The sequence below is a fragment of the Corynebacterium tuscaniense genome, assembly GCF_008693065.1.
Taxonomy (GTDB): Bacteria; Actinomycetota; Actinomycetes; order Mycobacteriales; family Mycobacteriaceae; genus Corynebacterium; species Corynebacterium tuscaniense.
Genome location: NZ_VXKH01000078.1, coordinates 1 through 6327, shown reverse-complemented (window position 1 = coordinate 6327; position 6327 = coordinate 1). Strand labels below are relative to the sequence as shown.

The window sequence follows — 6327 nt, the reverse complement described above, 5'->3', positions numbered from 1 at the left end:
ACGATGGCCACGCGCTGCTTCTGGCCGCCGGACAGCTCGCGCGGGCGGGCATCGGCTTTCTCGGCGAGGCCCACGCGTTCGAGCAATCCAAGCGCCCGAGAGCGCGCCTCGGCGAGATCCACACCCTTGACCACCTTTGGTGCGAGCAGCAGATTGTCCATAACGGTCAGGTGAGGGAACAGGTCGTAGGACTGAAACACCATGCCCACGTCGGAACGGACGTCCTTGAGTTTTGTTGCCTTGGATGCGACATCGCGTCCGTTGACCAGGACCTGGCCGGAATCCACTGGCTCCAGCCCGTTGATCGTGCGCAGCAGCGTCGACTTGCCGCAGCCGGATGGGCCGATGATGGCCAGGACTTCGCCGGGGGCGACGGCCACGGAGACGTCGACAAGCGCTTTGTGCCCGTTGGGGTAGGTCTTGGAAACATGCTCTAGCGATATAAGTGACATCTAGCTCCACCTTTCTTCCAGCTTGCGCGCGGCGAGCGAGATGGGAAAACATACGAGAAAATACAGTAGGAACACCACGCCGTAGATCCACAGGGCGGCGGATGGGTATTCGAAGCGATTGGCGTCGATGATTTGTTGCGCCACTTTGAGCACCTCCACCACGCCAATCAGGGCGACAAGCGAGGTGGTCATGATCATGCGGTTGGTCAGATTGATCGTTGCCGGGAGCAGGCCACGCAGCGCTTGCGGCAGCACAACGTGACGGTACAGTGCGCGCCCCTCAATACCCAGCGCTGCCGCAGAGAGGTATTGGTGTTGCGGTACGGACTCGATGGCTCCGCGCACCAGATCGCCCAGCTCAGCCGTTCCCCACAGCGTGAACACAATCACCGCCGCGACGCTCGCATCCAGGTTCAGGCCCCACGCACGCGTGGCGTCAAAGTACACCAGAAACAGCAGCACCAGCTGCGGCATGATGCGCACAAACTGCAGGTAGGTCTGGGTGATGGCGCGCACAATTTTGCTTCTCGACGTCATCACCACCCCCAACAACGTCCCCAACACAACCGACAATCCCATTGACGCCAAGGCGATCTGAATGGATACGCCAAGGCCCTGGAGGAGGCGAGCGAAGTTGTTGCCGTCGGCGAGCACTTGGAGATCAGAAAACATTCGCACGCACCTTCTTCTCCACCTGTCCTGCGATCAGTGACACCGGCAGCAGGATAATCAGATAGAACGTAACCAAAAGCAGCAACGCCTCACGCGTTTCGTAGGTCTGGCCAATCTGCTCCTTAGCGGTGTACACCAGGTCCGGCAGCGCCACGATGCTGACCACCGAGGTCTCTTTGATCAGGAAGATGATGTTCGCAGTGATCGCTGGCAACGCCAATGCTGTGGCTTGCGGGACGACGACGTAGCGTAGCGCCTGCGTCCGCGACATGCCCAAGCTCAAACTGGACTGCAACTGAATTGGGGCAACGCCCTCTAAGCCGGCGCGGATCGCCTCCGCCATGTACGAGCCACCCAGAAAAGCCAAACCCACCACGGCGCAGGTTTCGCTCTCCAGCACAACGCCCACCTTGGGCAGGCCGAAGTACAGGAAGAACAACTGCACCAGCAGGGGAGTGTTGCGGGAAAGTTCGATGTACACCCGCGCAATCTGGCTGAGCACGGGCACCTTGAAAAACCGCACCCCGGCCACCAGAGCGCCCACGATGAAGGCCAGTACGATGCCTTTGGCGGCAACCCTCACCGTGAGGAGTGCCGCCGAAGCATAGACCGGGATGTTCTCGGTAACGACCGAAAGATCCATGAGTTAGAGCTGTCCGCCCTCAACGACCAAATCATCAGCGGACACCGCGTCGCCGTAGACCGGTTTCAGGGTCTTCTCGTAGGCGTTGTGGAAGAAATTCTCCTTGCCTAGCTCGATCAGGTTGTTGTTCAGCCACTCACGCAGGTCGTTGTTCCCCTTGGCCACGGCACCCGCGATGGTGTCGGTCTCGCCCAGCGTCGGGATCGTGGCAGAGAAACCCTCCGTCTTACCGGCCCAAGCAAGAGCCTCCGTGTTGTCGGTAACCCAGGCGTCGCCGCGGCCGTCGAGAAGCGCATTCGTCGCTTCCGTGTACTGCTCAAACTTGGTCAGCTTGATCTCCGGGTGGTTCTTTTCCAAGTAGGCCTCCGCGGTCGTGCCCTTTACGACGATCACCTTCTTCCCCTCGAGCCCCTCAACGCTGTCGATCGGCGCATTGTCCGGCGTGACCGCCCCCAGCGACACCTTCATGTACGGGTTGGCGTAATCCACCTTCTCCGCACGTTCCGGAGTCACCGTGAAGTTAGCCAGGATGATGTCGACCTTGTTGGTGTCCAAGAACTCCACGCGGGAAGCAGCCTCCACCGGGACATACTCGACGTCCACGCCCAGGTCCTCGCCCAGACGGTTGCCGTACTCGATGTCATAGCCCGCGAACTCGCCATTCGAATCCACGTAGCCGAACGGGGACTTGTCCGAGAACACGCCGATCTTCACCGTGCCAGACTCCTGAATTGCAGCGACGTCGCGGAAGTTCGGGGACGGTTCCGCGCCGTTAGTGGCAGCGCCGTTTCCGGAGTCCGCGGAACAGGCGGTCAGGGAGACGGCAGCAAAGAGAGCGGCGGCGCCAGCGGCAATGCGTTTGCGGGAGCCGCGGGACTTTCGGGACGAGAAGAGTGACATAGTGGTGAACTTTCTGTAGTGAACGGGACGCGGTTAAACCGCTTGGTTCAGTCAAACTACACCACTCTGTCTAGTATTGTGAAATGGTGTGTTTGACGTGCGCCTTTGTCTCACTGCTGCGCACTGGGCGATCAGCGATGCTCAACGATGATGATGTAGCACTGTGATAGGCTCGCCACCAGCAATAACCCGACATTTTTCGATCGATTGGAACACTCATGTCTCGTGCCTTTTTCACCCGAACTCTGCTAGCTGCTGGTACCGCCGCTGCCATGGCCGCTGGCGTGTTTGTTGCGCCTCATGCTGTGGCTCAGGAATCACCCAACAATGCTGCGGCTACTATTCAGGACGCGTCCCAGGAGGGCCTGCTCAAGGCTGGGGATGTGAAGTCTGGCACCGTGTCCTGGCCGATCAAGAAGTCTTACTTGGATTATCTCCAAGGCCGTGTTGGTGGCGGAAAGATCACGGTCTCCGATGGTGCTCGTGCCAAGACAAGTGGCAATGCCGTAACAGGCTTTGATTTCCCGGTCGATCCGGAGGCGTCCCAACTTGATAAGGATGGCAACGGAACCATTGCACTCCTCGGTAGCCTTTCGTTCCTCGGGCACAAGGGCTTGGGTAAGGGTGGAACGTGGGGCTTGGATCTGCGCTACTCCAACTTCAAGATCAAGATCGAAGAAGGTACCAAGGCATCTATCATCGCCGATTACACGGTAAAGGGTGGCGTGAACAACAAGGATGTGCAGGACCGATCGGAGACCAACCAGGTCCTAGCAACCTTCGATCTCGGAAGGAAGCTCGATGTCGGCGCTGGAACAAGCGACAATTTGTCCGGGCTGATTCCCATCCTGCAGAAGGGTGGGGCGGAGTCCCTGCTGAACTACCCCGAAGGTAAGGAGCTCAAGGATGGTCGCGTTAATCTTTCGCTGAACTTTGCCAAGGATGGCGATAAGCCGGTTGAGCCGCAGAAGGCCGAAGAGAAGACCTACGACTACTCCGGTGGCATCGGTATCAACCTGGACACCTTTATCGGCTTCGGCGTTGTCCTCGCGCTGCTGGCCATCCTGGGTGCGGTTGGTGCGTGGTTCGCCGGCCTCATCCCGGGTGTGCCGGCGCCGCGCTAAGGCGCGAACATTAATGCGCGAGAGCGGGGGGGGGGGACTAATCGTCGGCGGGTGCGCTGCCACGCGATTCAGCGTGAATGCGGCGCGCCTCTGACAGCCATGCGGGCTGGTTGCTCAGAAGCTCCTTAATCTCAGCGCTGGTCAGGGGCTTATCCATGTCGTTGTTTTTCAACGCGGTAATGGAGATGCCCAGTTTGCGCGCAACTTCCGGCCGCGGGTGGGGGCCTTCCAGACGCAGGTCGGTCAGCCACTGGGGCGGGTTGTCTTGCAGTTCGCGTAGCTCGGCGTGTGTGATGCCGCCTTCTTGGAATTCAGGCGGGGTGGCGGGCAGATAAATGCCTAGTTTCTTCGCGGCGGTTGCCGGTTTCATGGCGGTGCTAGACGGGGCGGTTGACGGAGTTTCGCTCATGACCAAACGGTAGCATCGAGGCATGCTGCGCATTGCTTTTGTTACCGGTACGGAGCCGGGGAAGTGGTTCGCGCGTTACCGCGAGATCACGGACCACGGGCTGACGGAACTCCCCTCGGATGACCCGTTTGCGCTCGTTGAAGCGAGCGAGGCGGATCTCGCGCTCATGCGCCTGCCGGATGAGCGTGTCGGGGAGCCGGGGGAGACGTACCACCGCGTCAATCTGTACAACGAAGCGCCCGGCGTAGCTGTGCCCAAAGATTCGGTCTTCGCGGAGATGGGGGAGAAGCTCGCGCCGCGCGAGTTCACCGGGGAGATCATCAATTTCACCTACAGCGCCCATTCGCTTATCGACGACCTCCGCTCCGCCCTCCATATCGTCGCCGCTAATGTCGGCATCGCGTATGCGCCAGCCCCTTTGCTGAAGGTCTTATCTAAAAAACAGGTCGCGGTGGTGGAACTCACCGCGCAACCGAAAGGCATGAGCCCGACGGAAATCGGTTTAGTGTGGAAAGTCAGTGACGACAGTGATGCCATCCAAGACTTCGTGGGGGTGGCCAAAGGTCGGACACGGAACTCGTCGCGAGGTGCGGAGAAAAAGCCCCAGTCAACCAAGAAAAACGCACATCAGCGCCCCCGAAAGACTGCCCGGACGTTGAGGACGAGGCCGCACCGGAAACGCAGCTAGGTCTTTCTTTGCCTATGATTTGCATAGTCAGGGCAAACGTCCTGCATTCAAAGAAAGGGGATTTCCCATTATGAACCGTAAGATTGCTGCTTCTGTTACAGCTCTTGCGCTGGCTGTTAGCTTGGCTGCCTGCTCGAACGAGGGGGATGATCAGGAGGACAAGAACACCACAGCAACTGAAACCACCTCCAGCAGTGAATCTGGTACCGCGGAAGCGGACAATGACACCGCGGAAAATGATGCTGCGGACAGTGACACTGTTGAGTTGACCACCAAGGACGGCAAGAAGGTTCTGGTTCCGGCAAAGGCTGCAAACGCCACCGACGAACTCGGGCTGAAGGATTGGGGCGAGCCCGTCACAGTGGAATCCCGCGAGGACGGCACTACCTTCATTGCGTACGACGGTGGAAACAACATCGTGTACACCCCTAAGGTAGGCCCCGTCGCCATTGTGGGTGAGATTGCGCGCGTGTGGAAGGAACAGGGTGGCCTCGACTCTGAGATCGGTGCTCCTACGAGCACTGAGAAGGCGCTCGCGGACGGCACCGGTTGGGCCCAGGAATTCCAGAATGGCACTATTGAGTGGCGGGAAGAGAACGGAGTGTTCGCGGAGCACATTAGCTAGCGGCACGGATCACTTGTAACCGGAAGTTCATCTTACAGCGATGTAATTTCCACCTTGCTCCCTTAGTGTGACGGGTGCCGGGCACCGCGAAGACCGGTGACGGCTTATGCCAACCGCACTAGGGGAGCTACATGTTGAACCCTCCTGTTACGCAACTGGATACCTTTGAACAACTCACGCCTCCAACGGCGTTGAAAACCTACGTGGTGGATACATCGGTCTTGTTGTCCGACCCGTGGGCGCTGCGGAAGTTCGCAGAGCACAGCGTTGTGTTACCGCTCGTGGTGATCACGGAGCTGGAGAACAAACGCCATCACCCAGAGCTTGGCTGGTACGCCCGCCAGGCTCTTCGCTTTTTGGAGGATCTGCGCGCCGATTATGACCGGCTTGATCAGCCCATGCCCGTCAACGTGGACGGCGGCACGCTTCGGGTGGAGTTGAACCACCAGTCGCAGGACAACTTGCCGGCCGCGCTGCGGGGCAGTGAGAATGACAACCGGATTCTCGCGTGCGCCTACAACTTCCTGCAGGAAGGCAAGGACACCGTCTTGGTGACCAAGGATGTGCCACTGCGCGTGAAAGCCGGCGCTGTGGGTTTGCCCGCGCAGGAGTACCGCGCGCAGGACGTTGTGCTCACGGGCTACACGGGGATGGCTGAGTTGGAGGTCTCCGGGGAAGAGATCGACGAGCTCTACGCCACCGGAATTGCCGCCGTGGACACCGGGGATCTACCGGTGCACTGTGGCGTGCGGGTGCAGGCAGGTACGCAGTCGGCGCTGGCACGTGTTGCGCCGAGCGGCGGGCTGCGCCTCGT

At 59.7% G+C, this 6327-nt stretch carries 9 protein-coding genes; 4 read left to right on the top strand and 5 right to left on the bottom strand.

Features of this window, described 5'->3' with window-relative positions; translation table 11 throughout:
* The 4 genes from F4V54_RS09855 to F4V54_RS09840 all read right to left on the bottom strand — a co-directional run.
* Positions 1–452 (bottom strand): amino acid ABC transporter ATP-binding protein (locus F4V54_RS09855; protein WP_150387022.1); only part of this gene is annotated, 452 nt, incomplete at its 3' end.
* Entirely contained in the window at positions 453–1124 is a 672-nt protein-coding gene (locus F4V54_RS09850; RefSeq protein ID WP_150387021.1) for an amino acid ABC transporter permease, read from the bottom strand. It abuts the gene before it with no gap.
* Complete coding sequence (locus F4V54_RS09845; RefSeq protein WP_150387020.1) at positions 1114–1767, bottom strand: amino acid ABC transporter permease; 654 nt, start codon at positions 1765–1767, stop codon at positions 1114–1116. The genes F4V54_RS09850 and F4V54_RS09845 overlap by 11 nt, the downstream gene beginning before the upstream one ends.
* A gap of 3 nt (positions 1768–1770) precedes the next feature.
* Positions 1771–2667 (bottom strand): transporter substrate-binding domain-containing protein, encoded by an 897-nt coding sequence (locus F4V54_RS09840; RefSeq protein ID WP_150387019.1) that lies wholly within the window; start codon positions 2665–2667, stop codon positions 1771–1773.
* A 218-nt stretch (positions 2668–2885) separates the two neighbouring features.
* Between F4V54_RS09840 and F4V54_RS09835 the strand changes: the two genes are divergently transcribed.
* Entirely contained in the window at positions 2886–3791 is a 906-nt protein-coding gene (locus F4V54_RS09835) for an HtaA domain-containing protein (RefSeq protein WP_150387018.1), read from the top strand.
* Between the two features lie 37 nt (positions 3792–3828).
* On the opposite strand, the gene F4V54_RS09830 is transcribed toward F4V54_RS09835, so the two are convergent.
* Positions 3829–4200 carry a DUF5997 family protein gene (locus tag F4V54_RS09830; RefSeq protein WP_102723235.1) on the bottom strand — a complete coding sequence of 124 codons (372 nt, stop codon included), beginning with the start codon at positions 4198–4200 and terminating at the stop codon, positions 3829–3831.
* Positions 4201–4222: 22 nt separating this feature from the next.
* Between F4V54_RS09830 and F4V54_RS09825 the strand changes: the two genes are divergently transcribed.
* The 3 genes from F4V54_RS09825 to F4V54_RS09815 all read left to right on the top strand — a co-directional run.
* The gene (locus tag F4V54_RS09825) at positions 4223–4888 is read left to right on the top strand and encodes a type 2 periplasmic-binding domain-containing protein (RefSeq protein ID WP_150387017.1); all 666 of its coding nucleotides are present in this window, start codon (positions 4223–4225) and stop codon (positions 4886–4888) included.
* Between the two features lie 70 nt (positions 4889–4958).
* Entirely contained in the window at positions 4959–5513 is a 555-nt protein-coding gene (locus F4V54_RS09820) for an LGFP repeat-containing protein (protein WP_150387016.1), read from the top strand.
* Between the two features lie 131 nt (positions 5514–5644).
* The coding region (locus F4V54_RS09815) for a PIN domain-containing protein (RefSeq protein ID WP_249041284.1) at positions 5645–6327 on the top strand (683 nt) is incomplete at its 3' end.